This window comes from Streptomyces sp. NPDC001941 (genome assembly GCF_040296945.1).
Lineage (GTDB): Bacteria > Actinomycetota > Actinomycetes > Streptomycetales > Streptomycetaceae > Streptomyces.
Genome location: NZ_JBEOYE010000024.1, coordinates 60,119 through 84,327, shown reverse-complemented (window position 1 = coordinate 84,327; position 24,209 = coordinate 60,119). Strand labels below are relative to the sequence as shown.

The following is a 24,209-nucleotide window of genomic DNA, read 5'->3' as shown; positions in this document are numbered from 1 at the left end:
TTATGCAAAGGGGTGGGGGTCGCTCACCGGCGGAAAAGGAGCTGACCCGGGCGGCCGGCGCGTGGTACCCCAACAGCATGAACGATCTCGTGACCGCACGTCTCGTACTCCACCCGCTCTCCGCCGAGGAGGCCGAGCTCCTGCTGGCCGGGGAGTGCCGGGGGGACGACTGGGCCCCCGACTACCCCGAGCCCGGCGACCTGGTGGCCGCCCGGCACTACCTGGGCAGGCGCGCCGAGCTCGGCGAGACCCAGCCGTACGGTCCTTATGTGATCCGGCTGCGCGAGGGCGGCACCGTGCTGGGCGGCGTCGGCTTCCACGGCCCGGCCGACGCGGACGGGCAGGTCACCATCGGCTACGGCCTGGTCCCCTCCGCCCGCGGCCGGGGGTACGCCTCCGAGGCGCTGCGCGCCCTGCTGGACTTCGCCCGGGCGAGCGGGGTGCGGCGGGTGATCGGCGACGCCGACCAGGAGAACGTGGCCTCGCACCGGGTGATGGGCGCGGCCGGGATGGCGCTGGAGCGGGAGGACGAGAAGCTCAAGCACTTCGGGGTGGACTTCCCGGTGCCGACGGCATGACCGGGACGAAGAGCCCTAGCGCTTGACGGCCTTCAGGACCACGAACTTCGGGTCGCTCGCGACCAGGCGGCAGTTGCCGAACAGCCGGCGCAGGGTGCCGTGGTGGCCCAGGTGCCGGTTGCCCACCACCCACAGCTCCCCGCCCGGGCGCAGCGCGCGGCGGGCGTCGGTGAACATCCGGCGGGCGGTCGCGTCCGTGGTCGCCTGGTGGCTGTGGAACGGCGGGTTGTTGAGCACCACGTCCAGCGAGCCGGGCGGCTCGTCGGCGAGCCCGTCGCCGATGCGGAACTCCGCCTTCGCGCCCCGCGGCGCGTTCGCCAGGAAGGTCGCCTCGGCGGAGGCCACCGCCTGGTGGGACTCGTCCACGAACAGCAGCTCCGCGCCCGGGTCGGTGAGCGCGGCGGCCAGGCCGACCACGCCGTTGCCGCAGCCGAGGTCCGCGATCCGGCGGCCCGGGGCGCCGGGGCCCGGCAGGTGGCCCAGGAGGAAGCGGGTGCCGATGTCGAGCCGGTCGGCGCAGAAGACGCCCGCGTGGTTGGTGACGGTGAGCCCGGCGACCGGCGCGGGGGCGTCGGCGGGGAGGTCGTAGGCGTACGGCCAGGGGCTCGGGCCCGGGGTGAGCGCCGGGTCCGGCGTGGCGAAGATCAGCCGTGCCTTCTTCACCGCGAGCGAGGTGCGGGTGGGACCCACGATCCGCTCGAAGAGCCGCAGGGTGGAGGTGTGCACCTCCTTGACCATGCCGGTGCCGATCACCAGCGTGTCCGCGTGCAGCGCGGGGGCGAGCCGGTGCAGCTGGTCCTCCAGGAGCGCCAGGCTCTTGGGCACCCGTACGAGCAGCACGTCGACGCGCTCCGGCGGGGTGTCCCGGGTGGTCAGCAGGGTCACGCCGGTGGCCCCGGCCCGCGCCAGGTTGGCCCGGGTGGCCCGCTGGCCCAGGTACGAGTCGGAGATCTGGACGGGGGCGAGCGCGGCCAGCGAGGTGACCAGGGCGCCCCAGCGGTCGCCGACCACGGCGACGGTCCCGGACGGGTCGAGCCCGGCCAGGTGGTTCAGCAGGTACTCGTCGGCGGCGTCCCACGCCCGGAGCTGGTCGCGCGGGTCCTCGGGGAAGCGGGTGAGCTCGCACTCGCCCCATGGCGTGGTCAGACGGTTCATCGTGCCCCCAGGCTAGCCGGTCGCCGGGCGGCCCGGCGCCCGGCGACCGGTGGCCCCGGTCAGCGCAGCCGCAGGTGCCACTGGCCGGGGCCACCGGTGAGGGTGAGCGTGGACAGCGGGCGCACCTCCACGCTCCAGTAGGTGGGCGGCGGTGCCTGGAGCGCGTACACCAGGGCGGCGCGCACCACGGCCGGTTCGGCGACCGCCACGATCTCGCCGTCCCGCGCGGGCCGGGTGTCGAGCCAGCCGCCGACCCTGCCGATGAAGGCGAGCAGCGACTCGCCGCCGTGCGGGGCGGCCCGCGGGTCGGCCAGCCAGGCGTCGACGGCCGCCGGGTCGCCGGCCGCCACCTCGGCGAGGGTGAGCCCGTGCCAGCGGCCCATGTCGCAGTCGCGCAGGGCGGGCTGGGCGAGCGGGGCGAAGCCGAGCGCCTGGCCGGTGGCCCGGCTGCGGGGCGTCGGCGAGCAGTAGCGCAACTCGGCCGCGCCCAGCGGGATCAGCGCGGGCGCGGCGAGCCGCACCTCGTCCCAGCCGGTCCGGTCGAGCGGCCGGTCCTCGCCGAAGCGCTCGCCCAGCAGGGGGGCGCTGCGCGCGGCGGCGACGAGCGTGACCACGAGACCCATGGCCGGATGGTGCGGCCGGGACGGACGCCGGTCAAGAGGTGGGGCCGCAGGGACGCACGAGCCGTGCGGGAGCGCGGCCGGAGCGGGTCACCGCAAGCCGAGGGCCATCCACCGCTCGGGGAACTCCAGCGGCTCGAAACCGACCTTCGCGTACACCGCCTGGGCGTCGTTGGTGGCGAGCAGGACGCGGCGGAGCCCGAGCGGGGTGAGGTGGTCGCGGACCGCCTCGACGAGGGCGGTGCCCAGGCCGTGGCCGCGGGCCGGGCGGTCCACGTAGACGTCGCAGAGCCAGGCGAAGGTGGTGAGGTCGGTGACGACCCGGGCGTACGCCCTGAGCTCGCCCGAACTCCGTTCGTACGCGCCGTAGTTGACGGAGCCCGCGATCGCCCGGTCCTGGGTCTCGCGGCTGCGCCCGAGCGCCCAGTAGGCGTCGGTGGAGAGCCAGGCGTGGACGCGGGCGGCGTCCAGCCTGGCCGGGTCGGTGGAGATGTCGAAGCCGCCGAAGGCGGTCTCGAAGGGGGCGGTGGCGTTCGTCGCGCTGCTCATGGCGGAAGGTTCGCAGGAGCGGCGGCCGTTGTCAGTGGCGGGCGCCACGGCGCGGGGCCGTGGCAGGAGCAACGCGTGGGGCTGCGGGGGCCGGGCGTGGCGCGCAGGGGGTCCGGTGTGGCGCGGGTGGGCCCAGGCGTGGCGTGCGGGGCGGCTCGCTCAGCCGCGCGCCTCCTCGTACGCCGTGCGCAGCCTCCGCACCCCCTCGGTGATCTCCGCGGGGCCGGCCACCCCCGCGAAGCTCAGCCGCAGGTGCCCGGCCGGGGGTTCGGCGCTGAAGTAGGCGCGGCCGGGGGCCACGGCGACGCCCGCCCGCAGCCCGGCGGCGACCATCGCCGGTTCCGGGGCGCCCTCGGGCAGCCGCGCCCAGAGCTGGAAGCCGCCGGACGGCACGTGGGGCAGGGCCAGTTCGGGCAGGCACTGGCGCAGCGCGGTGGTCATGGTGTCGCGCCGCGCCCTCAACTCCCCGGCCAGGGAACGCAGGTGACGGTTCCAGGCGGGCGAGCCGACCAGTTCGAGGGCGGTCTCCTGGAGGGGGCGCGGTACGAAGAAGTTGTCGACGACCTGGACGGCGCGCAGCCGCTGCAGGACCGGGCCACGGGCGGCCAGCGCGCCGACCCGCAGGCTGGGCGAGGCGCTCTTGGTGAGCGACCGGACGTGCACCACCACCCCGTCCGGGTCGTCGGCGACCAGCGGCGCGGGCAGCGGGCCCGCGTCCTCGTGGCCCAGGTCGCGCGCGAAGTCGTCCTCGACGACGAACGCCCCGGCGGCCCGGGCGATCCGGACCACCTCGGCGCGCCGCTCCCCGCGCAGGACCGCCCCGGTCGGGTTCTGGAAGAGCGGCTGGCACACCAGCAGCCGCGCCCCGCTGGCCCGGAAGGCGTCCCGGAGCAGGTCGGGGCGGACCCCGTCGGCGTCGGCCGGGACCGGCACGGGCCGCTGTCCGGCGGCGCGGGCCACGGCCAGCATCCCCGGGTAGGTCGGTGACTCGACGAGCACGGGGGCGCCGGGCGGGGCGAGCGCGCGCAGGGCGGCGGCGAGGGCGGACTGGCCGCCGGAGGTGACCAGGACGTCGGCGGCCGTGACGGTGCCGCCGATCTCCCGGGCGAACCACTCGCGCAGTTCGGGCAGTCCGTCGGTGGGCGGCCGCCCCCAGGCCCCCGGGCGCCGGCCGGCCCGGGCGAGGGCGGCGGCCAGGGCCCGCTCGGGCTGGAGGGAGGGGTGCAGGTAGCCGCCGTTGAACTCGACGACGCCGGGCGGCGGCGCGGACAGGGTGGCGAGGACCCCGGAGGCGTCGACGGAGCGGGGCACCACCTCGGCGGCCCCGTCGGCGCTCAGGCTGACCTCCTGCCAGGAGGTGTCGCCGGCGGGGACGGTCCTGGCCTGCGGCTCGGCGCGGTAGGCCCCGGCGCCGGGCCGGGTGACGACCAGGCCCTCGGCGGCGAGCCGGGCCAGGGCGCGGGAGACGGTGACCGGCGAGACGCGGTAGCGCTCGACCAGGGCGCGACTGGACGGCAGCTTTCCTCCGGGTGAGTAGCGGTCGAGTTCCCGGCGCAGGGAATCCGCCAACTCGGCCACACTGCTACGCTCTTGCATGAGGACACACGATAGCGCTACTCACCCGACCGCGATAGCGGTGACCGGCCCGCGGACCTCCTCGACCGGCCCCCGTACGACCACGCGCCCCGTCACCGCCCCTGCTCCCGCCACGGCCCCCGGCACCGCTCCCGCCACCGGCACGCGCGGCGGGACCCTGCTCGCCGCGGCCGGGGTCGTCGCCTTCTCGCTGACCTTCCCGTCCACCGCGTGGGGCCTGGAGAGCTTCGGCCCCTGGTCCCTGGTGGCCCTGCGCAGCACGCTCGCCGCGCTGATCGCGGGCGTCTTCCTGCTGGCCCGCCGGGTCCCGCCGCCCGAGCGCCGCCACTGGGGCCCGCTCGCCGTGGTGGCGGGCGGCGTGGTGGTCGGCTTCCCGATCCTGACCACCCTGGCCCTGCGCTCGTCGACCACCTCGCACGCGGCCGTGGTGGTCGGACTGCTGCCGCTGACGACGGCCGCCCTCGGCGCGCTGCGCACCGGCCACCGGCCCCCGCGGCTGTTCTGGGCCGCCGCGCTGGCCGGGGCGGCGGTGGTCGTCGCCTTCACGGTGACCGAGAGCGGCGGCGCCCTGTCCACCGGGGACCTCTACCTCTTCGGGGCGCTGCTCGTGTGCGCCGCGGGCTACACCGAGGGCGGACGCCTGGCGGCAGTGATGCCGGGCTGGCAGGTGGTCGGCTGGGCGCTGGTGCTGTGCCTGCCGCTGATGGCCGTGGGCGGCGTGGTGGCGCTGGCCCACGAGCCGGTGCGGCTGGGCGCGCACGGGGTGCTGGGCCTGGTGTGGGTGGCCGCCGGCTCCACCTTCCTGGGGCTGTACGTCTGGTACCGGGGCATGGCCGCCATCGGCATCGCCCGGGCCAGCCAGCTCCAGCTGGCCCAGCCGCTGCTGACCCTGGTGTGGGCGGTGCTGCTGCTCGGCGAGGAGCTGTCACCGGCCGCGCCGCTGGCCGCGGGCGGGGTGCTGGTGTGCATCGCGCTCACCCAGCGGGCCGCGGCGCGGCGCTGAGGGGCGCGGGGACGACGGCCGGTCATGAGGGTGACGTACGGCGAGGGTCCGGCCGTACACTCCCGTTACCCGGCGCGGGCGACAGCGGCAGGAGGCCACTGACGATGCGAGCGAGTGTGGGCGACACATTGCTGGTGCACGGCAGGATCGTCGGCCGGCAGGACCGCACGGCCGAGGTCGTGGAGGTACTGGGGCCCGACGGCTCGCCCCCGTACCGCGTCCGCTTCGAGGACGGGCGCGAGGCGCTGATGTCGCCCGGCCCCGACACCGTGGTCCGGCCCCGCGAGGACTCCTGAGTCAGCCGCGCGGCGGGCGCGCCGGCCGCTGGTAGTGGTCCGCGACCACCCGGGCCATCGCCCCGATCCGGTCGGCGGCCACCTCCTTGGCGGAGAAGAACGCGTGCCCGCGCACCGACCCGTACCGGCGGGCCAGCGCCAGGTGGCGGGACAGCTCGGCCGGGTCCTGCCAGGCGGCCGGCTGGGCCGGGTCGCCCGCCTTGTACAGCGCCTCGCCGATGTACAGGTCCACCCCGGTGCCCTCGGCGACCGCGTCCCACCAGGGCAGCAACGTGGCGTAGTCGGCGGCCGGGAAGCCGGTGTTCCAGTACAGCTGGGGCACCAGGTAGTCGATCCAGCCCTCGCGGACCCAGGTGCGGGTGTCGGCGTGCAGGTCGTCGTACGTCTGGACGCCCGCCCGGGTGTCCGAGCCCAGCGGGTCGGTGTCCGCGTTGCGCCACACCCCGAAGGGGCTGATGCCGAACGCGACGTGCGGCTTGAGCCGCTTGATCCGGTCCGCCGTCTCGCGCACCAGCCGGTCGGTGTTGTCGCGCCGCCAGGCGTCGCGGTCGGGGAAGCCCGCGCCGTGGCGCGCGTACGAGGCGTCGTCGCCGAAGGACTGCCCGGCCACCGGGTAGGGGTAGAAGTAGTCGTCCCAGTGCACCGCGTCCACGGCGTAGCGCCGCACCGCGTCGAGCATCGCGTCCTGCACGAACCGCCGGACCTCGGGCAGGCCCGGGTCGTAGTACAGCTTCCCGCCGTACGGGAGCACCCAGTCCGGGTGGACCCGCGCCGGGTGCCCCGGGGCGAGCCGGGCCGGGTCGGTGTGGTTGGCCACCCGGTAGGGGTTGAACCAGGCGTGCAGCTCCAGGCCGCGCCGGTGGGCCTCGGCCACCGCCGTGCCCAGCGGGTCCCAGCCCGGGTCCCGGCCCTGGGTGCCGGTCAGACAGGCCGACCACGGCTCGTACGGGGAGGGCCAGAGCGCGTCGGCGGCCGGCCGGACCTGGAGGATCACCGCGTTCAGCCGCCGCGCCACCGCGGTGTCCAGGTGGGCGAGCAGCTCGGCGCGCTGCCCGGCGGCGGACAGCCCGGGCCGGGAGGGCCAGTCCCGGTTGGCCACGGTCGCCAGCCACGTGCCGCGGAACTCGCCCGCCGGGGCGCGGCGCCCGCCGTGCCGCGTCCCGGCGGCGGCGTCCCCGGACAGGGCCAGCCCGGACAGCGCCGCGGCGGCGCCCGTCACGAAGAGCCGACGGTCCAGGTGGCTGTCAATGTGGCGCATGCCTCACCCCTCGCTGGTCACCTGCGTCCCATCCTGCCCGCCCCGGGGGCCCGCGCACCCGCGACGCGGAGTAACGTCGTGGGGTCCCGAAGAGTCGTTGTAGCGAAAGGCACGAAGTGACGGACCTCTATGACATCGCACGCGTCGGCGTGGTGGGCTGTGGCCAGATGGGCGCGGGCATCGCGGAGGTGTGCGCCCGCAGCGGTCTGGAGGTCAAGGTCGCCGAGACCACGGGCGAGGCCCTGGAGATCGGCCGTACCCGGCTCTACAACTCGCTCTCCAAGGCCGCCGAGCGCGGCAAGATCACCGAGGAGGAGCGGGACGCCACGCTGGCCCGGCTCACCTACACCACCGATCTGGGGGAGTTCGCCGACCGCGACCTGGTCATCGAGGCCGTCGTGGAGAACGAGCAGGTCAAGACCGAGATCTTCCAGGTGCTCGACCAGGTGGTGACCCGCCCGGACGCCATCCTGGCCTCCAACACCTCCTCGATCCCGCTGGTGCGGCTGGCCGTCGCCACCTCCCGCCCGGACCAGGTCATCGGCATCCACTTCTTCAACCCGGCCCCGGTGCAGAACCTGGTCGAGCTGATCCCGGCGCTGACGACCTCCGAGGGCACCATCAGCCGCGCCCAGGCGCTGGTGGAGAAGGTGCTGGGCAAGCACGCGATCCGGGCCCAGGACCGCTCGGGCTTCGTGGTGAACGCGCTGCTCATCCCGTACCTGCTGTCGGCGATCCGGATGTTCGAGTCGGGCATCGCCTCGCGCGAGGACATCGACAACGGCATGGAGCTGGGCTGCGCCCACCCGATGGGCCCGCTGAAGCTCGCCGACCTGATCGGCCTGGACACGGTGGCCTCGGTCGCGGACTCGATGTACGCGGAGTTCAAGGAGCCGCTGTACGCCGCTCCCCCGCTGCTGCAGCGGATGGTGGACGCGGGGCGCCTCGGCCGCAAGACGGGCTCCGGTTTCTACCCGTATTCCTGATTCGCGCGAGGACTCCGGGGGCGATTCGCACGGGGTGTGCGGAGCGTGTTCGCATATGCCCTGCGCACACGCTCCCCCCGCTCCGTCACGGGGAGTTGACTCGGTGACGCTCAGTCAAGAGCGCATCGCACACCCTTCCCCGAACAGGAGCGACACCGTGACCACCGACCCCGCCCAGTTATCGGCCGTCGAGGAGTTCGCCGAACTGCGGCGCAGCCTCGACGTGGGGCTCGCCCGCATCGACGGACAGCTCGCCCTGCTGAACCACCGCAACGACCAGATCGACCGCGACCTCACCGATCTGGCCGCGCGGGTCTCCGGCCTGGAGCACACCAAGTGGCCCCTGCCCTCCCTCGCGGCACTGACGGCTCTGGGAGCCCTCACCATCGCGGTGTGGCAGGCGCTGGGCCGCTAGGTCGTGTCCCTGACGGCGACGCGGGCGGGGTCCGGGCCCGCTCGGGGGCGGGTCAGCCCAGCCGCAGGTGGTGCAGCAACAGCAGCCCGGCCGCCATGTTGGCGGCCGGGATCTCACCGCGCGCGATCATGTCGGGCACGAGTTTCAGCGGTATCCACTCGCGCCGCGACGACTCGAAGTCGTCCTCGGGATAACCGATGTACGTGGCGTCCTCCGCCCAGTACAGGTGGTGCCGGGCATCGGTCAGCCCGTTGGACGGCTCGACGGTGAGCAGGTGCTGGAGCGGCCCGGGTCGCCACCCGGTCTCCTCCTCCATCTCTCGTGCGGCCGCCGTGGCGACGTCCTCGCCGTCCTCGACGACCCCGGCGGCGAGTTCCCAGCCCCAGCTGTCGGTGATGAAGCGGTGCCGCCAGAGCATCAGGACCTCGTTGGCCTCGTTGACCGCGGTCGCCACGGCGACCGGACGCAGGCGGATCAGGAAGTGGTCGAGGTGCCGGCCGTCGGGGAGTGCGACGTCCGCGAGATTCACCTTGAACCAGCGGTTTTCATACACGGTTTGTTCGTTCAGTTTCGTCCACTGCACTTTTCTGCCACCTTCCGACAAGGAGATGGCAATATCGCAGCAGGGACTCACGCACAGGGGAACGCCCGCCGACCGGGCGCCGTCGGAGAACGCCCGCGCGAGCACTCAGGCGGATCCGCTCACAGGGGAACGCGCAATGCGCCGTCGATGAGTTCGGCCGCCCGCTCGGCATTCGTGCTGCCGCTCGCCACGAGATGCTCCCGTACCGCGCGGAGCCGGTCCCGCAGACGCTGCGACTCCATGCCCCTTGCCCGCTCGGCCATTTCGGCCGCCGTCTGAGCGGCCCGGTCGGCCTCGCCCTGCCGCAGCTCGACCTGGCTGAGCATGGCGAGTCGGTGGACTCTCCCGCGGTCGTGGGCCGGCGTCCCCACGGCGGCCGCCGCGTGCTCCCGCGCGGCCGGCAGGTCACCGAGGCTCATCAGCGCCTCCGCGACCTGGACGTTGACCAGGCCCGGCTGTACGTAACCGGTCTCGTCCGGCTCCGTGCTCGGCCTGATCCGCTCGGCCTCCGACTCCGCCCGCCGGATGCACGCCAGCGCGCTCGCCCCGTCGCCGAGATGGGCGTAGGCCTTCGCCTGCATCGCGTACAGATCGGCCGCGAGGGCCGGGGTGATCTGGTGTCCGGCCGCGCGCAGCGCCGCTTCCGCGAACGCCACGGATTGCCGGAACTCCCCCAGGAATAGCGACTGATTCACCAGCAGCGCGATCACATAGGCACCGAGTCCCCGATCGCCACTGGCCTTTGCCAGGCGCAAGGCTTGGTGGAAATAGCGCTGGGCCAGACCGTGCGCGTCGGAGTCGTACGCGCAGATTCCCGCCACCGCCACCAAACCGCCGGTGGCCCGGTGGAGGTGACGGCCCAACTGGTCGCTGTAGCTGCCCCGCAGCAGCGGCGCGGTCTCCGCGTTGAGAAAGCCGACGATCCGGGCCCGGGTCGCCACCCCGCCCGCCTTGCGGTACATCAGCTCGTAGTGCGCCCGGGCCGCCCGCAGCATCTTGACGTCCGACATGCCCACCCGGGTCTGCCCGGTGCGGGACACGTCCGAGTCCTCCGGCGGGTTCTCCCACTCCCACACCGGCATCACCGCGGGCGTCCCCGTCACGGCGGGCGCCCCCAGGATGTGCGGCCGCTGCTGCTCGTCGGAGCGCCACAGCGCGGTGGCCCGCTCGACGAAGCCGGACAGCGGCGAGCCGTGCGGCAGCGCGGCGTCGCCCGGCAGCCCGAGCCCGATGTCGTCGAGCGTGACCGCCCGGTGCAGCCGTCCCGCCAGCACCTCGCAGATCAGGTCCGGCACCTGGCCGCGCGGGCGCTGGCCCTTCAGCCAGCGGGCGATCGCGGTGTGTTCGTACCTCAGTGCCAGGCCCCTGGCGCGCCCGGCCTGGTTCACGTGGGCGGCGAGGCCCGCGTGGGAGATGCCCGCCTCGTCCAACAGGGCGTCGAGCAGGGTGTTGGGCTGCATGGTGTGCCCTTCCGGTCGCCTCCGGTGGCTCGGTGCCGACAGCGTAGTGCAGCCGCATTCGCACGGGGTGTGAACGGAATGCCCGCGAACGGGCTCCGCGCGCTCTGCCGCCGTACCCCCGGGCGCCGGTTGACTGAACTGCCTCTCTCAGAGGCGGCCGGGCCGCCGGCTCCCCCTCGAACAGTGCGGTGGCCCGCTCGGTGCCGCCCGCCCTGCTGGTCTGCCCGACACTCCGCGGCAGGGCGGGTGGCGCAAGCCGCACGTGCACATCGTCTAGCGACGGGAGGGCGCGGTACGGGTGCGGCGCCACATCGTCTAGCGACGGGAGGGCGCGGTACGGGTGCGGCGCGGTTCCGGCTCCGCGGACTGCGCCGGCACCCGCGAGCGGTCGTTGCGCAGCACCAGCAGCGCCACGTCGTCCGCGAGCCGGCCGCCGGTGTGCCGCAGCAGCGCGCCGTGCAGCCGCCGGACCACGGCCGCCGGCACCACCGGGGTGCGCGCCGCCGCCTCGGCCAGGGCCGCCTCCAGGTCGAAGAAGCGCCCCGCCGCGTCCCGCGCGTCCGCCGCCCCGTCGGTGTGGCACAGCAGCGCCTCCCCCGCCGCCAGCGGACCGCACCGGTACACGGGCAGCCGGTCGGGCAGCGGGAACGCCCCGAGCGGCGGCAGCGGGTCCGCGGCGCAGAGCGGCACCGGGCGCCGGCGCAGCCGGTACGGCCACGGGTGCCCGCAGTTGAGCGCGGTCAGGTCCCCGTCCACGGCGACCTGGAGGAGCAGTACGGTGACGAACTCCTCGGACGACGGGTTCTCCGGCTCGCCGCGCCCCGCGGCCGGGTGCTCCTGGCGGGCCCGCCCGCGCGCGTGGCGGGCCAGCGTCCGCTCCAACCGCCGCAGCACGCCCGCCAGTTCACGCTCGTCGTGGGCGGCCTCGCGGAAGCCGCCCAGCACCGCGGCGACCGTCCCGAGCGCGGCGAGGCCGTGTCCGCGCACGTCACCGACGACGATCCGCACCCCGTGGGGCGTGGCCACCGCCTCGTACAGGTCACCGCCCACCACCGCGCCGCGCGCCGCGGAGAGCTGGCCCGCCGCGATCGCCAGGCCGTCCAGGCGCGCGGGCGGCGGGGGCAGCAGCACCCGCTGGGCGGCGTCGGCGATCTGCCGCGCCTGTCTCAACTGCCGTACCAGGGAGCGCCGCAGGCCGAGGAAGAGCCCGGTGCCCACGGTGAAGAACACCGCGCCGGTGGCGGCCCTGACGCCCAGGCCGTCCTGCTGGGCCAGCGGGCAGACCAGCTTCCAGCACAGCGCCAGGGCGCCCCAGAGGGCCGGCAGGACCAGCGGCGCGAACCGCCCCGGCAGCGCTTCCGGCTCGGGGACCGCCTGCGGGGACGGCCCCCGAGACCTCGTGCGGAACATGCCGTCGGCCCCCTCCGAAGCCCTTCGCAGGGCGCGGTCCGGACCCTGCGGCCCGGACGACTTGCGTCGATCGTCCACGGCGGAGGGGAACGACCGCCAGACCTCTCACCCGAACGAGTGAGGAGCGGGCCCGGTGTCCCGGACCCGCTCCTCGGTGGCCCTCAGGGCCGCCCGACGCCTCAGGCGCCGCGCAGCACCGCGCCGACGCGCTCGGCCGCCAGGGCGACCGCCGCGTCACGCGCGGCCGTGGCCTCCTCGACGGTCAGCGTGCGGTCCGGGGCGCGGAACCGCAGCGCGTACGCCAGCGACTTCTTGCCCGCGCCGACCTGGTCGCCGGTGTAGACGTCGAACAGCCGGATGGACTCCAGGAGTTCACCCGCGCCGCCGGCCAGGAAGTACTCCACGGCCGCGGACGGCACGTCCTGGTCCACGACGAGCGCGACGTCCTGGGTCGCCACCGGGAAGGTGGAGATCCGCGGCGCCTGGAGCACGCCCTCGACGGACCGCTCCAGGACGTCGAGGTCCAGCTCCATCGCACAGGTGCGGGCGGGCAGGCCCAGGGCCTTGACCACGCGCGGGTGCAGCTCGCCCGCGTACCCGGCGGTGACCTTCTCGTCCCCGACGAACACGTTGAGCTCGGCGCACCGGCCCGGGTGCCAGGGGCCGTACTGGCCCTGCTCGGGCAGCAGTTCGGCACCGGCCTCGCGGGCGACGGCGCGGGCCGCCTCGATCGCGTCGGCCCAGTCGGCCGGGCGGCCCTTGCCCCACCAGCCGGCCTGCTCGCGGGCACCGGCCAGGACCACGGCCACGTGGCGCGGCTGGCGCGGCAGCGCGGCGTTGAGGCCGGCGATCTCCTCGTCCGTGGGACGGCGGTCGACGGGCAGCCGCACGGCGCGGCCCGGCCGGTCGCCGGCCCGGAAGACCAGGCCGGTCTCGAAGAGCGCCAGGTCGTGGCTGCCGCGGCCGTCGTTGCGGCGCAGCGCGGTGAGCAGGCCCGGCAGCAGCGTGGTGCGCAGCGCCGGCTCCTCGTCGGAGATCGGGTTGACCAGCTTGACGACCTTGCGCAGCTCGTCGTCGGCCGCGAGGCCGAGCTGGTCGAAGACCTGCTCGCCGATGAACGGGTAGTTCAGCGCCTCGACGTACCCGGCACCGGCCAGCGCCCGGCCGACCCGGCGGTGCACCCGCTGGCGCTCGGTCAGGCCGCGGCCCGCGGGGGGCTTGGGCAGCGTGGAGGGCAGGTTCTCGTACCCCTCCAGCCGGATGACCTCTTCGGCCAGGTCGTTCGGCTCGGCCAGGTCGGGGCGCCAGGACGGGACGGTGACGACCAGCTCGTCCTGGCCGTAGACGTCGCAGCCGATCTGCTGCAGGCGCCGCACGACCGTCTCGCGGCCGTACTCCACGCCCGCGACGCGGTCCGGGTGGTCGGCGGGCATCGTGACCGTGCGCGGCGCGAACGGGGCGATGACCTCGGTGACGCCGGCCTCGGCCGTGCCGCCCGCGAGCAGGACGAGCAGGTCGACGGTGCGCTGCGCGGCAGCGGCGGCGGCCTGCGGGTCCACGCCCCGCTCGAAGCGCCGGGACGCCTCGGAGGAGAGCTTGTGGCGGCGGGCGGTGCGGGCGATGGAGATCGCGTCGAAGTGCGCGGCCTCGACCACGACCTCGGTGGTGCCGCGGACCTCGCCGGTCGCCGCGTCCGTCTCGGCGTCGGCGATCTCGGTGTTGGCGCCGCCCATGACGCCCGCGAGGCCGATGACGCCGCGGTTGTCGGTGATGACCAGGTCGGCGGCGTCCAGGACGCGCTGGGTGCCGTCCAGCGTGGTGAGCTTCTCGCCCTGCTCGGCGCGGCGGACCCCGATGGGTCCGTCGACACGCGAGCGGTCGTAGGCGTGCAGCGGCTGGCCGAGTTCGAGCATCACGTAGTTGGTGACGTCGACGGCGAGCGAGATCGGGCGCATGCCCGCCTTCTGCAGCCGGCGCTGGAGCCAGATCGGGGAGCGCGCCTCGGGGTCGAGGCCGACGACGGTGCGCGCGGTGAAGCGGTCGCAGCCGAGCGGGTCGCCGACGCGCACCGGGTAGCCGTACGAGTTGGGCGCGGGCACGTCCAGGAGCGCAGGGTCGCGCAGCGGCAGGCCGTAGGCGGTGGCGGCCTCGCGGGCGACGCCGCGCATCGAGAGGCAGTAGCCGCGGTCGGGCGTGACGGCGATGTCCAGGACCTCGTCGAACAGCTCGAGCAGCTCGGCGGCGTCGATGCCGACCTCGTGCTCCGGCGGGAGCACGATGATGCCGTGCGAGGAGTCCTCGCCCATGCCGAGCTCGTCCGTGGAGCAGATCATGCCGCGGGACATCCGGCCGTACGTCTTGCGCTCGGCGATCTGGAAGTCACCGGGCAGCACGGCGCCGGGCAGCGCCACGACGACCTTGTCGCCCTCGGCGAAGTTGCGCGCGCCGCAGATGATCTCCTGCGGCTCGCCGGTGCCGTTGGCCGCGCCGACGTCGACCGTGCAGAAGCGGATCGGCTTCTTGAAGTCGGTCAGCTCCTCGATCGTGAGGACCTTGCCGACGACCAGGGGGCCCTTGAGGCCGGCGCCGAGCTGCTCGACGGTCTCGACCTCGAGGCCGACGGCCACGAGCTTCTCCTGTACGTCCCGGCCGGTCTGGTTCGCCGGCAGGTCGACGTACTCCCGCAGCCAGGAAAGCGGGACCCGCATCAGATCTCCATCCCGAAGGGCCGGGTGAACCGGACGTCACCCTCGACCATGTCTCGCATGTCTTCGACGTTGTGGCGGAACATCAGCATCCGCTCGATGCCGAACCCGAAGGCGAATCCGCTGTACTTCCGGGGGTCCACACCGCAGGCGACGAGCACCTTCGGGTTGACCATGCCGCAGCCGCCCAGCTCGATCCAGCCCTCGCTGCCGCAGGTGCGGCAGGGGCGGTCCGGGTTGCCGACGGACTCGCCGCGGCAGACGTAGCACACCATGTCCATCTCGGCGGACGGCTCGGTGAACGGGAAGAAGTTCGGCCGCAGCCGGGTCTTCATGTCCGGGCCGAACAGCGCCTGGACCATGTGGTCCAGGGTGCCCTTGAGGTCCGCCATGGTCAGGCCCTCGTCGATGGCGAGGAGCTCGATCTGGTGGAACACCGGGGTGTGCGTGGCGTCCAGCTCGTCGGTGCGGAACACCCGGCCGGGGCACACGACGTAGACCGGGGGCTCCCGGTCGATCAGCGTGCGGGCCTGCACCGGGGAGGTGTGGGTGCGCAGCACGACGCCGGACTCGTCGCCCGAGGTGCCCTCGGGGCCCTGGACGAAGAAGGTGTCCTGCATCTGGCGGGCCGGGTGGTCGGGCACGAAGTTCAGGGCGTCGAAGTTGAACCACTCCGCCTCGACCTCGGGGCCCTCCGCGATCTCGTACCCCATGGAGACGAAGACGTCCGCGACGCGCTCCATGATGGTGGTCAGCGGGTGGCGGGCGCCGGCCGGTACCCGGTCGTAGGGCAGCGTGACGTCCACGGCCTCCTCGACCAGGACGCGCGCGTCGCGCTCCTCCTCCAGCTCGGCCTGGCGGCCGGCCAGTGCCTTGGAGACGGCGCCGCGGGCCTGGCCCACGAGCTTGCCCGCCTGGGCCTTGGCCTGCGGGGGCAGGGCGCCGATCTCCCGGTTGGCGAGCGCGAGCGGCGAGGTGCCGCCGGTGTGCGCGGTCTTCGCCTGGGCCAGCGCGTCGAGGTCGCCCGCGGCGGCGAAGGCGGCGAGCGCCTCGTCCCGCATGCGCTCGATCTCTTCCGGTTTCAGTGCCTCGACCTCGACCGGGTCGTACGACTTGTTGGGTGCCGACATCTCTTCCCGTGCTTCCGTTTGGCTTGCTGGGCGCGGCCCCGCTCGACGACCGGTCCGCAAACGTGCCAAAGGTCGAGTCTAACGGGGTGCGAGGACGCGAATGAGCCCGTGGGCTGCCCGGACGGTCCCTACTGGAGGTAGGCCGGGGCGCCGACGGGCAGGATAAATCGGAATTCGGCCCCGCCTCCGGGGCCTCGTCCGACGGTGATGGTGCCGCCGTGGGCCTCGACGATGCCCTTGACGATGTACAGGCCCAGGCCGGTGCCGCCGCGCTTGCTGCCCCGCCAGAAGCGGGTGAAGACGCGCCCCATCGACTCCTCGGGGATGCCGGGGCCCTCGTCGCTCACGGTGACTGCCGTCCCTTGCTCGTCGTGGCCGCCGTCCGTGGTGCCGGCGGGTGCCACCTCGATGGTGACGGTTCCCTCGCCGTGGCGCACGGCGTTTTCCAGGAGGTTCCCCAGGATCTGGTCGATCTTGTCCGGGTCCGCCCACAGATCGGGCAGCGCGCGCTGGACGCTGACGAAGAAGCGGCCGGGGTCCTGTCCGCCCGCGGTGTGGGCCTGGACGTGGCGGCCGACGGCGGCGGCGATGTCGACGGGCTGACGGCGCACCTCCAGGCGGCCTGAGTCGATGCGGGAGATGTCGAGGAGCTCGGCGATCAGCCGGGTGACCCGGTTGGCGTCGGCGTCGACGGTCTCCAGCATCAGCCGCTTCTGGTCGTCGGTGAAGCGCTCCCACTTGGCCAGCAGGGTGGCGGTGAAGCCCTTCACCGAGGTGAGCGGCGAGCGCAGCTCGTGGGCGACGGTGGCGATGAGCTCGGCGTGCGAGCGCTCGGTGCGGCGGCGGGCCTCGGTGGAGCGCAGGCTGACGACGACCCGGCGCACCGGCCCGGTGGGCTCGTCGCGCACGTAGCGGGCGGAGACCAGGACCTCGCGGCCGCCGGGCAGCAGCAGGTTGCGCTCGGGCTGGCCGCGCCGGGTGGCGAGGCCGCCGTAGGGGTCGGTCAGCGGCCACCAGCGGCGGCCCTTGAGGTCCTCCAGGGGCAGCGCCTGCTCCAGCGGGCGGCCCAGGGCCCGCTCGCCGGGTACGGCGGTGATGCGGACGGCCGCGGCGTTGAAGCACACGACCCGGCCGGTCTCGTCGGCGACGACCAGGCCGTCGGGCAGCTCGTCGGGGTCGACGCCGAAGGCGGGCGGCGGTTCGGCGGGGCGCGCGGGGGCGCCCGGTGTCCGTGCCGGCCTGCTGGTCCCGACCGTCATCCCCCTACCCCGCCCCTCCGAGTCACGCAGTGGGCCCCCGAGCCCGTCACCCTACTAGTTCTGGGTGACGGAGCGGCACCCTCCGGCCGCGCGCTGTGCCCGGGCGGACGCGTAGAGGCACACGGCGGCGGCGGTGGCCAGGTTGAGGCTCTCGGCCTTGCCGTGGATGGGCACGCGCACGACGGCGTCCGCCAGCGCGCGGGTCTCCTCCGGGAGCCCCCAGGCCTCGTTGCCGAAGATCCAGGCGGTGGGGCCGCCCATGGTGCCCGCGTCGAGCTCGGCGTCGAGGTCGTCGGTGCCCGCGCCGTCGGCGGCGAGGATCCGGACCCCGGCGGCCTTCAGTCCGGCGACGGCCTCCGCCACCGGGACCCCGACCGCGACGGGCAGGTGGAAGTGCGAACCGACCGACGCCCGTACGGACTTGGGGTTGTAGAGGTCCACCGAGGCATCCGTGAGGACCACGGCGTCGGCGCCCGCGGCGTCCGCGCAGCGCAGTACGGTGCCGGCGTTCCCGGGGTCGCGCACGTGGGCCAGCACGGCGACCAGGCGGGGCTTCGCGGCGAGGATCTCCTCGAAGGGCGAGTCCAGGAAGTGGCAGACGCCGACCAGGCCCTGCGGCGTGACGGTCTGCGAGACCTCGGCGAGGACGGTGTCGGCGGCGTAGTGGACGCGGGCCCCGGCGGCCCGGGCGGCGTCGACGATGTCGGGGTAGCGCTCGGCCGCCTCGACGGTGGTGAACAGCTCGACCAGGGTGGTGCGCCCGCCGGTGCGGTGGTCGACGGCCTCGCGGACGGCCTGCGGCCCCTCGGCGATGAACAGGCGTTCCTTGGAGCGGAAGTTCCGCTTGGCCAGCCGCCGGGCGGCGACGACGCGCGGCGAACGCGGGGAGATCAGCTCGGGGGTGCCCATGGGCGGCGGCGCTCCGTGTCTCGTACGGGGGTGGAACGGGGTGCTGAGGGGGTGCTCAGGGGGGCGGAACGAGCCGGACCCGCAGGCCGCGGGGCCTGCGGGTCCGGATCAAGCCGAGGTCAAGCCTGGGCGAAGGGCCTGGATCAGGCGGCCTTCGGGGCGTTGACGTCGCTCGGGAGAGCCTTCTGGGCCACCTCGACGAGCGCGGCGAACGCGTTGGCGTCGTTGACCGCGAGCTCGGCCAGGATCTTGCGGTCCACCTCGATGTTGGCGGCCTTCAGACCCTGGATGAGGCGGTTGTACGTCATGCCGTTCAGGCGGGCAGCGGCGTTGATGCGCTGGATCCACAGCTGACGGAAGTCGCCCTTGCGCTTCTTGCGGTCGTTGTAGTTGTAGACCAGCGAGTGGGTGACCTGCTCCTTGGCCTTGCGGTACAGGCGCGAACGCTGACCGCGGTAGCCCGAGGCCTGCTCGAGGATCGCCCGGCGCTTCTTGTGGGCGTTGACTGCCCGCTTGACGCGTGCCACTTGTTAACTCCTTGTAGCGGGGCCGTGGTTGGACTCACACGACCCGGAAACGATATGGGTCCGGGGGTGCCCGGTTGCCCTCGTCGCCGAGGGCGGGTGGATCAAGCTCAGATGCCCAGCATCTTCTTGATCTTGGCAGCGTCACCCGGGGCCATCTCGGCGTTGCCGGTGAGGCGACGCGTCAGCTTGGACGACTTGTGCTCCAGCAGGTGGCGCTTGCCGGCGCGCTCGCGCAGGATCTTGCCGGAGCCGGTGACCTTGAAGCGCTTCTTGGCACCGGAGTGCGTCTTGTTCTTCGGCATGGCGCCGTTCTCTCCTCGTCAGTGGCGCCCCCGGCCGGTCCGTGCGGACCGGTGTCCGGGAGCGTCAGATGTATCGGGTTGATGTCCGGGACAACGCCCCGGAATCAGGCCTCGGCGGGCTCCTCGGCGGGAACCTCGACCTCGGCGGGAGCGTCGACCCCGTCGGGGGCGTCAGCCTGGACGGCGTGGCCCTGGCGCTCCGCCTTGCGGGCGGCCTGCGCCTCGCGGGCCTCGGCCATGGCCTCGGTCTTCTTCTTGTGCGGACCGAGGACCATGATCATGTTTCGGCCGTCCTGCTTCGGGTTCGACTCCACGAAACCGAGGTCCTGGACGTCCTCCGCGAGGCGCTGCAGCAGTCGGTAGCCGAGCTCCGGCCGGGACTGCTCGCGACCACGGAACATGATCGTGATCTTGACCTTGTCGCCCTGCTTGAGGAACCGGACGACATGACCCTTCTTGGTGTCATAGTCGTGCGGGTCGATCTTCGGCCGGAGCTTCATTTCCTTGATGACCGTGTGCGCCTGGTTCTTGCGCGCCTCACGGGCCTTCATGGCCGACTCGTACTTGAACTTGCCGTAGTCCATGAGCTTGCAGACGGGCGGCCTCGCGGACGCCGCGACCTCGACCAGGTCGAGGTCGTACTCCTGGGCAAGCTCCAGGGCCTTGGCAAGCGGAACAATCCCGACCTGCTCGCCGCTGGGACCGACGAGTCGCACCTCGGGAACGCGAATCCGGTCGTTGATGCGGGGCTCGGTGCTGATGGATCCTCCTCGGTTAGCACCACGCGACCGTCTGGGTGACGGACACGTTCACGTCTGTTACGTGTAGACCAACCGCGCCGGAGCATGAAAAATGCCCCGGACGGGACACAGGCAGGGCTCCACGTGATACCGGAGCACCGCCACGAGATACCCGCGGGGCGCATGGGGCGGTTCCATCGTCCGTACGGAACGATGGGGACCGCCTGACCGGTGACCCGCCGCCCTCGGGGGGCGGCAAGGTGGGAGATCGGAGCCTCCACTTGCGGGCCGTACACACAAGGGTGTCCGGCCGGTCGTTACACAAGGTTAGCAGCTACCGGGGGCGGGGCCCAAACGGGTGGCACGGGCCCTTATCGTGGGGGCCATGAGCGAGACGCCCACCACCGAGAACCCCGACGCCCCCGACTTCGACGCCATGGCCCGCGACATCGCGGAGGTCCCGGCGGTCGAGGTCATCGTGACCGTCGCCGTCAACCTGATGAGCGCCGCCGCGGTGAAGCTCGGGCTCACCGAGGAGGGCGACGTCCACAAGGACCTGGACGAGGCCAGGAAGCTGGTGCACGCGCTGGCCGGCCTGCTCGACGCCGGGGCGACCGAGATCAGCTCGTTCCACGCGGCGCCGCTGCGCGACGGCCTGAAGTCCCTGCAGCTGGCCTTCCGCGAGGCGTCCCTGGTGCCGGACGAGCCGGGCCAGGGCCCCGGCGAGAAGTACACGGGCCCGGTCTTCGGCTGAGCCGCGCCACCCGCGACGACGCGCAGGGCCCCTTCCCGGACGGGAAGGGGCCCTGCGGCCGTTCCGGCGCGCTATCCGCGCGCGTACAGCGCGTCACCCGGGGGCGTCGCGTGCTCCGGGAGCACCGCCAGGTCCAGGCCGCGCACCAGGCGGGCCCTGAGCGTCTCGTCCGCCGCGAGCGCCTCGGCCACCCGCCGGGCCGCCTCCGCCGGGACCGCGTCGGCCGCGAGCACCAGCGCCAGCGTGCCGTCCGCGCTGCCCGGCCCGAGGTGGGCCCGGAGCACGGCGGGCTCGGCGGCCACCACGCCCCGTACCGCGTCGGCGACCGCGGGGTCGGCCAGCGGGTCGGTGCTGGTGCGCCCCTCGGCCAGGGCCAGCAGGGCGCGGCCGGACAGCTGGTAGGGCACCGGGCCGGCCAGGTCGAGGACGACCGTGTCGGCCTTCTCGTGCGCGGCGGCCCGCAGCGCCTGCGACAGCGGGACGGCGACCGGCCGGGCCGCGGGATCCCAGGCGGCGAGCGAGGCGATCGAGGTGAAGGCGGGCAGCGCGCGGCGGTCGCCCGCGGTCAGCGTGGGCACGGCCATGTCGCTGGTCTTCTCGCGCTTGAGGCCGTTCTCGTCGACCTCCACCTCGCCGAGCACGGCGACCACCGGCACGAGCAGCCGGGCGGAGGTGAGGGCCTCCAGGACCCGGGGTTCGGCCGCGCGGTCCTCGGCCCAGGCGGCGAGCGCCGCGCTGAGGGCCGGGTCGGCGGTGCCGTCGTCGTCGGAGAAGCCTGGGTCCGGGATGTTCTTGAGCGCCACGCCACGAGCCTAACCTCCTTGCCATGACTGCTTCTGTATCGGTCGGACTGCTGGACCCCCGCAGCGGCCTGCGGCTGTTACGCGGGGAGGACCGCGGCTACCCGTGCGCGTCCGTGGTGAAGGTCTCCATCCTGGTGGCGCTGCTGCTGCGGGCCCGTGACGAGGGGCGGGCGCTGGGCGAGCGCGAGCGGTCCTGCGCCCGGGCCATGATCGAGCGCAGCGACAACGACACCGCCTCCGAGCTGTACGCGGCGGTGGGCGGCCCCGCCGGCCTGGACGCGGCGCACGCGCGCCTGGGCCTGACCGCGACCCGGGCGCACCGGGCGTGGGGGCTGACCCGGACCACGGTGGCGGACCAGCTGGTGCTGCTGGACGCGGTGTTCCGGGACTTCCCGTACGCGGCGCTGCTCATGGGGCGCGTGGTGGACGGCCAGAGCTGGGGGGTGTCGGTCGCGGGCTGCGACTGGGCGCTGAAGAACGGCTGGATGCCGATGAAGGCCGAGGACGACCGCTGGGTGGTGCACTCGGTCGGGCGGGCCGGGGGCGCGCTGATCGCGGTGCTCTCGGACGGGCACCCGGACCGGGACAGCGGCATCGCCGCGGTGGAGGCGGCGGTACGGGACGTGGTGCGGGAGGCGGGTCCGTAGGGCCCCTCGTCCGGATCAGGCGCGCCGGCCGCCGCGCCACAGGGCCACCGCGGCGACCAGCAGCAGGGCCCCGGCCGCGCCGACCGCGGGGGCCAGCCAGCCCGCGGGCTCGGCGGGCCCGGCCGTCTTCACCGGCCCCGGGCCGAAGTACTTCTTGCCGTACCCGGCCTTGGCGGTGCGCGTCCCGGCGGTGTCGAGGGAGCCCGCGGCGCGGATCGCGGCGGCCGGGTCCACGAATCCGTACCCCTCTGCGTCGTCGCGGCCGCCCTCGGGGCGGTCCCGCGCGGTGTCGACGAGCAGCTTCTTGACCTGCGCCGGAGTCAGGCCGGGATGGGCGGCGCGGACCAGGGCGACGGCGCCGGAGACGAAGGCGGCGGCGGCGCTGGTGCCCCAGCCCTCGTAGTACTTGCGGTCGGGGTCGGCGATGACGACGTCGACACCGGGCGCGCTGACGGTGGCGTACCAGCGGCGGGTGGAGAAGGAGGCGTGGGTGCCGAACTGGTCGACGGCGGCGACCGCGATCACCCCGGGGTAGGCGGCCGGGTAGGAGATGTGGTCGCCCTTGCCGCCGCCGTTGCCCGCGGAGGCGACGACGACGGAGCCCTTGGCGAGGGCGTACCGCACGGCGGCGTCCTCGCCGGGCTCGGGGTGCGCGGACTCGCTGTCGTCGCCCAGGGAGAGGTTGATGACGTCGGCGCCCTGGTCGGCGGCCCAGCGGATGCCGTCGGCGAGCGCGCCGCCCTTGGACTCGCGGGCCTTGGAGCGGGCCGGGTCGGTGCCCTCCAGGATCACCCGCACCGGCAGGATCCTGGCCTCGGGCGCGATGCCGAGGACGCCGTCCTCGCGGCCCGCGCCGTGGCCGTGCCCGGCGATGATCCCGGCCATGGCGGTGCCGTGCCGGGCCCAGGCGCGGCTGCCGCGCCCGGCGCCGAAGCCGATCAGGTCGCGGCCCTCGACGACGTTGCCCTGGAGGTCGGGGTGGCTGCTGTCGACGCCGGTGTCGAGGACGGCGACGGTGATCCCGCCGCCCTTGGTGGTGCGCCAGGCCTCGGTGGTGTGCATGGCCTGCAGGGCCCAGGCCTGGCGGCCGCGGATGACGTCCGCGTGGGCGGGGGCCGCGGTCGGCAGCAGGGTGAGGGCGGCGACCGCGAGGGCGGCGGCCGGGCGGCGGGCGCGGGCGGCTCTCACTTCGGCTGCTCCGTGGCGTGTTCGAGGGTGGCGCGCAGGGCCTTCTCGACGTGTTCGGCCAGGCCCTCGGCCTCGTGCCCGAGGCCGGCCTGGGCGGGGGCGGAGGTGGCGCCGGCGGCCGTCGCCCGGGCGGCGGGCTGGGGGTCGTCGACCGGGCGGCCGTCGGCGAAGCCGGAGACGGCGTAGACGACGACGGGCACGTCGGTGAGGACCGAGATCCGCCAGCTGGCGCGCTGGGCGTCGCCGAAGGTCTCGGCGACGGTGCCGGGGACGGCGAAGGCGCGGGGCATCAGGTCGGTGCGCTCGTCGAGGGACTCGTGCGCGAAGCGGTCGCGCAGCGCGGTCATGGCGGCCGCGTCGCCCTGGGTGAAGACCAGGCCGACGGTGGTGACGCTGCTGGAGGTGGCGTCGGCGTAGGTGGCCCGCACCACGCGGGTGCAGCCGACCGGCTTGAGGACGGTGGCCAGGAGCGGGTCGAGGGCACCGGAGCAGGGGCCGTCGGGGGCGGCGGCGACCCGGGTCCAGACCCGGTCGGCACCGCCGGGGCCGGCGCCCTTGCCCTGGAGGGTGCGCGGGAAGAGCGAGTCCACGGGGGCGCTGTGCCAGAGGGTCCGGGTGGCGGTGTAGGCGTCGCGCCCGGGGACGTGGGCGGAGGAGTCGCCGGTGAGCCAACTGCCGGTCGCGGCGCCGCCGATGAGCCCGAGGCCGAGGACGACGCAGGCGAGCGCGGCGGCGGCGCGCACGGGGTGGCGCACCGGGACGGGCCGCGCCCGGGGGGTGGTTCCCGCGGGGCTGCCGAAGGCGGGGGCGTACGGGGGTGCCGCGGGCGGCGCGCCGCCCGCGGGGACGGTGGGCGGGGGCGCGGCGGGCCGGGGCGGGGCGGCGGGGACCTCGGGCGGCAGCGGGACGCGGCCGGGCGGGGCGAGCCGGAGCCGGGCCGTGGGGTCCTCGGGCGCGTCCGGGGTGATCCGCAGGCGCGCGGTCGGGTCGTCCGTACCGGCGAGCGCCTCGATCCGGGACGGCCGCGCGGGCGGCCCCGGGGGCAGGGCGGGGCGCGCCGGGGCACCGGGGAGCTGGGGACGGGCGGGCGGCGGGGCCGTGCGGCCGGACGCGTCCGCGCGTACGGGAGGGTCGGCCGGGCGGGCCGGTGCCGGGGCGTCCGGGAGGAGGGCGTCGGTGATGCGGGACGTGCGCTGCGGCGGGACAGCTTCGGTGCTCATCGGCCCCCCTGTCGTGTCGTCACCGCCTCGTCGTCACTCTAAGGGTTGGGGCACCCGCACCGGCAACGCGGCGGGGCCTCGGGACGGATCTGCCCGGAACGTCCCCCTACCGTGCG

General features: G+C 74.6%; 25 protein-coding genes. 7 read left to right on the top strand and 18 right to left on the bottom strand.

What is annotated here, in order from left to right; translation table 11 throughout:
• Positions 1 to 77 precede the first annotated feature (77 nt).
• Positions 78 to 578: a GNAT family N-acetyltransferase gene (locus ABT160_RS18515; RefSeq protein ID WP_351648703.1), complete on the top strand. Its 501-nt coding sequence runs from the start codon at positions 78 to 80 to the stop codon at positions 576 to 578.
• Positions 579 to 593: 15 nt separating this feature from the next.
• Here ABT160_RS18515 and ABT160_RS18510 read toward each other — a convergent pair whose 3' ends face one another.
• From ABT160_RS18510 to ABT160_RS18495, 4 genes are all read right to left on the bottom strand, one after another.
• Positions 594 to 1,733, bottom strand: coding sequence for a methyltransferase (locus ABT160_RS18510; RefSeq protein ID WP_351648702.1), 1,140 nt, complete (start codon positions 1,731 to 1,733; stop codon positions 594 to 596).
• 59 nt (positions 1,734 to 1,792) lie between these two features.
• A complete protein-coding gene (locus ABT160_RS18505; RefSeq protein WP_351648700.1) occupies positions 1,793 to 2,356 on the bottom strand; it encodes a histidine phosphatase family protein in 564 nt (187 codons plus the stop codon).
• An 87-nt stretch (positions 2,357 to 2,443) separates the two neighbouring features.
• Positions 2,444 to 2,902 (bottom strand): GNAT family N-acetyltransferase, encoded by a 459-nt coding sequence (locus ABT160_RS18500; RefSeq protein ID WP_351648699.1) that lies wholly within the window; start codon positions 2,900 to 2,902, stop codon positions 2,444 to 2,446.
• A gap of 159 nt (positions 2,903 to 3,061) precedes the next feature.
• Positions 3,062 to 4,498: an aminotransferase-like domain-containing protein gene (locus ABT160_RS18495; RefSeq protein ID WP_351648698.1), complete on the bottom strand. Its 1,437-nt coding sequence runs from the start codon at positions 4,496 to 4,498 to the stop codon at positions 3,062 to 3,064.
• Between ABT160_RS18495 and ABT160_RS18490 the strand changes: the two genes are divergently transcribed.
• Together ABT160_RS18490 and ABT160_RS18485 are read left to right on the top strand one after the other, a co-directional pair.
• Entirely contained in the window at positions 4,497 to 5,501 is a 1,005-nt protein-coding gene (locus ABT160_RS18490; RefSeq protein ID WP_351648696.1) for a DMT family transporter, read from the top strand. The genes ABT160_RS18495 and ABT160_RS18490 overlap by 2 nt on opposite strands.
• A gap of 104 nt (positions 5,502 to 5,605) precedes the next feature.
• Entirely contained in the window at positions 5,606 to 5,797 is a 192-nt protein-coding gene (locus tag ABT160_RS18485; protein ID WP_351648695.1) for a DUF1918 domain-containing protein, read from the top strand.
• 1 nt (position 5,798) lies between these two features.
• On the opposite strand, the gene ABT160_RS18480 is transcribed toward ABT160_RS18485, so the two are convergent.
• Entirely contained in the window at positions 5,799 to 7,055 is a 1,257-nt protein-coding gene (locus ABT160_RS18480) for a glycoside hydrolase family 10-like protein (RefSeq protein WP_351648694.1), read from the bottom strand.
• A gap of 116 nt (positions 7,056 to 7,171) precedes the next feature.
• Between ABT160_RS18480 and ABT160_RS18475 the strand changes: the two genes are divergently transcribed.
• Together ABT160_RS18475 and ABT160_RS18470 are read left to right on the top strand one after the other, a co-directional pair.
• Positions 7,172 to 8,041, top strand: coding sequence for a 3-hydroxybutyryl-CoA dehydrogenase (locus ABT160_RS18475; protein WP_351648692.1), 870 nt, complete (start codon positions 7,172 to 7,174; stop codon positions 8,039 to 8,041).
• A gap of 157 nt (positions 8,042 to 8,198) precedes the next feature.
• Entirely contained in the window at positions 8,199 to 8,456 is a 258-nt protein-coding gene (locus ABT160_RS18470; protein ID WP_351648691.1) for a BAR domain-containing protein, read from the top strand.
• A gap of 52 nt (positions 8,457 to 8,508) precedes the next feature.
• Here ABT160_RS18470 and ABT160_RS18465 read toward each other — a convergent pair whose 3' ends face one another.
• From ABT160_RS18465 to infC, 10 genes are all read right to left on the bottom strand, one after another.
• Positions 8,509 to 9,039 carry an NUDIX hydrolase gene (locus ABT160_RS18465; protein ID WP_351648690.1) on the bottom strand — a complete coding sequence of 177 codons (531 nt, stop codon included), beginning with the start codon at positions 9,037 to 9,039 and terminating at the stop codon, positions 8,509 to 8,511.
• Between the two features lie 119 nt (positions 9,040 to 9,158).
• Entirely contained in the window at positions 9,159 to 10,499 is a 1,341-nt protein-coding gene (locus ABT160_RS18460) for an NsdA family TPR-like regulatory protein (protein ID WP_351648688.1), read from the bottom strand.
• A gap of 315 nt (positions 10,500 to 10,814) precedes the next feature.
• Positions 10,815 to 11,909, bottom strand: a complete 1,095-nt coding sequence (locus ABT160_RS18455; protein ID WP_351648687.1) for a PP2C family protein-serine/threonine phosphatase — start codon at positions 11,907 to 11,909, stop codon at positions 10,815 to 10,817.
• A 179-nt stretch (positions 11,910 to 12,088) separates the two neighbouring features.
• On the bottom strand, positions 12,089 to 14,617 hold the full coding sequence (gene pheT, locus ABT160_RS18450) for a phenylalanine--tRNA ligase subunit beta (protein WP_351648685.1): 2,529 nt from the start codon (positions 14,615 to 14,617) through the stop codon (positions 12,089 to 12,091).
• Positions 14,617 to 15,744 (bottom strand): phenylalanine--tRNA ligase subunit alpha, encoded by a 1,128-nt coding sequence (pheS, locus tag ABT160_RS18445; RefSeq protein ID WP_351648684.1) that lies wholly within the window; start codon positions 15,742 to 15,744, stop codon positions 14,617 to 14,619. The genes pheT and pheS overlap by 1 nt, the downstream gene beginning before the upstream one ends.
• A 128-nt stretch (positions 15,745 to 15,872) precedes the next feature.
• The gene (locus ABT160_RS18440) at positions 15,873 to 17,003 is read right to left on the bottom strand and encodes a sensor histidine kinase (RefSeq protein WP_351648683.1); all 1,131 of its coding nucleotides are present in this window, start codon (positions 17,001 to 17,003) and stop codon (positions 15,873 to 15,875) included.
• A 54-nt stretch (positions 17,004 to 17,057) separates the two neighbouring features.
• Entirely contained in the window at positions 17,058 to 17,912 is an 855-nt protein-coding gene (locus tag ABT160_RS18435; protein WP_351648681.1) for a TrmH family RNA methyltransferase, read from the bottom strand.
• Between the two features lie 143 nt (positions 17,913 to 18,055).
• Positions 18,056 to 18,439 carry a 50S ribosomal protein L20 gene (rplT, locus tag ABT160_RS18430; RefSeq protein ID WP_351648680.1) on the bottom strand — a complete coding sequence of 128 codons (384 nt, stop codon included), beginning with the start codon at positions 18,437 to 18,439 and terminating at the stop codon, positions 18,056 to 18,058.
• A gap of 107 nt (positions 18,440 to 18,546) precedes the next feature.
• A complete protein-coding gene (gene rpmI / locus ABT160_RS18425) occupies positions 18,547 to 18,741 on the bottom strand; it encodes a 50S ribosomal protein L35 (protein WP_015032399.1) in 195 nt (64 codons plus the stop codon).
• 104 nt (positions 18,742 to 18,845) lie between these two features.
• Positions 18,846 to 19,457: a translation initiation factor IF-3 gene (infC, locus tag ABT160_RS18420; RefSeq protein WP_351648679.1), complete on the bottom strand. Its 612-nt coding sequence runs from the start codon at positions 19,455 to 19,457 to the stop codon at positions 18,846 to 18,848.
• Positions 19,458 to 19,866: 409 nt separating this feature from the next.
• Here infC and ABT160_RS18415 point away from each other — a divergent pair, with 409 nt between their 5' ends.
• Positions 19,867 to 20,235, top strand: coding sequence for a DUF1844 domain-containing protein (locus tag ABT160_RS18415; RefSeq protein WP_351648677.1), 369 nt, complete (start codon positions 19,867 to 19,869; stop codon positions 20,233 to 20,235).
• A 71-nt stretch (positions 20,236 to 20,306) separates the two neighbouring features.
• On the opposite strand, the gene ABT160_RS18410 is transcribed toward ABT160_RS18415, so the two are convergent.
• A complete protein-coding gene (locus tag ABT160_RS18410) occupies positions 20,307 to 21,038 on the bottom strand; it encodes an SseB family protein (protein ID WP_351648676.1) in 732 nt (243 codons plus the stop codon).
• Positions 21,039 to 21,061: 23 nt separating this feature from the next.
• Between ABT160_RS18410 and ABT160_RS18405 the strand changes: the two genes are divergently transcribed.
• Positions 21,062 to 21,685: a hypothetical protein gene (locus tag ABT160_RS18405; protein ID WP_351648675.1), complete on the top strand. Its 624-nt coding sequence runs from the start codon at positions 21,062 to 21,064 to the stop codon at positions 21,683 to 21,685.
• 15 nt (positions 21,686 to 21,700) lie between these two features.
• Here ABT160_RS18405 and mycP read toward each other — a convergent pair whose 3' ends face one another.
• Positions 21,701 to 22,873: a type VII secretion-associated serine protease mycosin gene (gene mycP, locus ABT160_RS18400; protein ID WP_351648673.1), complete on the bottom strand. Its 1,173-nt coding sequence runs from the start codon at positions 22,871 to 22,873 to the stop codon at positions 21,701 to 21,703.
• Positions 22,870 to 24,093: a hypothetical protein gene (locus ABT160_RS18395; RefSeq protein WP_351648672.1), complete on the bottom strand. Its 1,224-nt coding sequence runs from the start codon at positions 24,091 to 24,093 to the stop codon at positions 22,870 to 22,872. The genes mycP and ABT160_RS18395 overlap by 4 nt, the downstream gene beginning before the upstream one ends.
• Positions 24,094 to 24,209 lie beyond the last annotated feature (116 nt).

Bases quoted from the DNA above. Each gene is read 5' to 3' on its own strand.
- ABT160_RS18515 (WP_351648703.1), top strand. From the start codon at position 78: ATGAACGATCTCGTGACCGCACGTCTCGTACTCCACCCGCTCTCCGCC.
- ABT160_RS18510 (WP_351648702.1), bottom strand. From the start codon at position 1,733: ATGAACCGTCTGACCACGCCATGGGGCGAGTGCGAGCTCACCCGCTTC.
- ABT160_RS18505 (WP_351648700.1), bottom strand. From the start codon at position 2,356: ATGGGTCTCGTGGTCACGCTCGTCGCCGCCGCGCGCAGCGCCCCCCTG.
- ABT160_RS18500 (WP_351648699.1), bottom strand. From the start codon at position 2,902: ATGAGCAGCGCGACGAACGCCACCGCCCCCTTCGAGACCGCCTTCGGC.
- ABT160_RS18490 (WP_351648696.1), top strand. From the start codon at position 4,497: ATGAGGACACACGATAGCGCTACTCACCCGACCGCGATAGCGGTGACC.
- ABT160_RS18495 (WP_351648698.1), bottom strand. From the start codon at position 4,498: ATGCAAGAGCGTAGCAGTGTGGCCGAGTTGGCGGATTCCCTGCGCCGG.
- ABT160_RS18485 (WP_351648695.1), top strand. From the start codon at position 5,606: ATGCGAGCGAGTGTGGGCGACACATTGCTGGTGCACGGCAGGATCGTC.
- ABT160_RS18480 (WP_351648694.1), bottom strand. From the start codon at position 7,055: ATGCGCCACATTGACAGCCACCTGGACCGTCGGCTCTTCGTGACGGGC.
- ABT160_RS18460 (WP_351648688.1), bottom strand. From the start codon at position 10,499: ATGCAGCCCAACACCCTGCTCGACGCCCTGTTGGACGAGGCGGGCATC.
- ABT160_RS18455 (WP_351648687.1), bottom strand. From the start codon at position 11,909: ATGTTCCGCACGAGGTCTCGGGGGCCGTCCCCGCAGGCGGTCCCCGAG.
- pheT (WP_351648685.1), bottom strand. From the start codon at position 14,617: ATGCGGGTCCCGCTTTCCTGGCTGCGGGAGTACGTCGACCTGCCGGCG.
- pheS (WP_351648684.1), bottom strand. From the start codon at position 15,744: ATGTCGGCACCCAACAAGTCGTACGACCCGGTCGAGGTCGAGGCACTG.
- ABT160_RS18440 (WP_351648683.1), bottom strand. From the start codon at position 17,003: ATGACGGTCGGGACCAGCAGGCCGGCACGGACACCGGGCGCCCCCGCG.
- ABT160_RS18435 (WP_351648681.1), bottom strand. From the start codon at position 17,912: ATGGGCACCCCCGAGCTGATCTCCCCGCGTTCGCCGCGCGTCGTCGCC.
- rpmI (WP_015032399.1), bottom strand. From the start codon at position 18,741: ATGCCGAAGAACAAGACGCACTCCGGTGCCAAGAAGCGCTTCAAGGTC.
- ABT160_RS18415 (WP_351648677.1), top strand. From the start codon at position 19,867: ATGAGCGAGACGCCCACCACCGAGAACCCCGACGCCCCCGACTTCGAC.
- ABT160_RS18405 (WP_351648675.1), top strand. From the start codon at position 21,062: ATGACTGCTTCTGTATCGGTCGGACTGCTGGACCCCCGCAGCGGCCTG.
- ABT160_RS18395 (WP_351648672.1), bottom strand. From the start codon at position 24,093: ATGAGCACCGAAGCTGTCCCGCCGCAGCGCACGTCCCGCATCACCGAC.